This window comes from Burkholderia sp. Ax-1720 (genome assembly GCF_011753035.1).
In the GTDB taxonomy this organism is placed as follows: Bacteria; Pseudomonadota; Gammaproteobacteria; order Burkholderiales; family Burkholderiaceae; genus Burkholderia; species Burkholderia gladioli.
Map to the genome: position 1 here is coordinate 1 of NZ_VWWK01000433.1, position 1,177 is coordinate 1,177.

At 71.6% G+C, this 1,177-nt stretch carries 2 protein-coding genes; both read left to right on the forward strand.

The window, feature by feature from the left end; translation table 11 throughout:
• On the forward strand, nt 1-324 hold a 324-nt coding region (locus tag F3J18_RS37450), incomplete at its 5' end, for an energy transducer TonB (RefSeq protein ID WP_166917199.1).
• 38 nt (nt 325-362) lie between these two features.
• A partial coding sequence (locus F3J18_RS37455) for a MotA/TolQ/ExbB proton channel family protein (RefSeq protein ID WP_166917201.1) occupies nt 363-1,177 on the forward strand: 815 nt, incomplete at its 3' end.

Here is a 1,177-nt window from a genome sequence, read left to right on the forward strand (position 1 = left end):
GCTCCGCCGCCGGTCGCCGCGCCGGCGGCACCGCCCGCGCCGCCCAGGCCGGTGGCGCGCGAGGTCGGCGTGGTCTGCCCGAATTCCGAGGAGGTGCGCCGCTCGGTGGTCTATCCGCAGGAAGCGCAGGACAACGACATCACGGGCGACGTGACGGTGTCCTTCGTGATCGATCCCGACGGCCGGGTGACCGACCTGAAGATCGAGCAGGCCGCCGACCCGGTGCTCAATCGCGCCGCGCTCGGGGCGGTGCGCAAGTTTCGTTGCCAGGCGCAGGGACAGGCCGTCCGTGTGCAGGTGCCGTTTTCGTTCAACCTGAATTGAGCGGCGCTGTTCGCCGTTCGCATTCCGCCGGAGTCACCATGATCTCGTTCTCGTCCTTCCCTGCCGCGCGGCGCGCCCGCGCGGCCGCCGCCGGCTTCCTGCTGGTCGCGCCCGCGCTGGCCCTCGCGCAGACCGCCGAAGCCGGCGCCGCGGCCGGCGTCAATCCCTACGGCCTCGGCGCGCTCTGGGCCAACGGCGATTTCGTCGCGCGTTTCGTGCTGCTGGTGCTGGTCGCGATGTCGTTCGGCAGCTGGTACATCATGCTGACCAAGTTCGCCGAGCAGGCGCGCGCCAATCGCCGCGCGAAGCTCGCCGACCAGCGGCTGTGGCGTGCCGGCTCGCTCGCGCTCGGCGCGAGCGAGCTGGAGGAACATTCGCCGTTCCGCTTCATCGCCGAAACCGCGATCGAGGCCGGCCAGCATCACGAGGAGGCGCTGCTGCACGAGGTCGATCGCAACACCTGGATCGAAGTGTCGATCGAGCGCGCCACCACCAGCGTCTCGAACCGCCTGCAGGACGGCCTGGCTTTCCTGGCCACGGTCGGCTCGACGGCGCCCTTCGTGGGCCTGTTCGGCACCGTGTGGGGCATCTATCACGCGCTGACCGCGATCGGCATCGCCGGGCAGGCCTCGATCGACAAGGTCGCGGGGCCGGTGGGCGAGGCGCTGATCATGACCGCGATCGGCCTGGCCGTCGCTGTACCGGCCGTGCTCGGCTACAACTTCCTCGTGCGTCGCAACAAGTCGGTGATGGAGCGCGTGCGCGGATTCGGCGCCCAGCTGCACACCGTGCTGCTGGCCGGCGGCGCGCGCTCGGCGCGTGCCGCGGCCGCGCCGGTCGCGAGCGGGGCGCG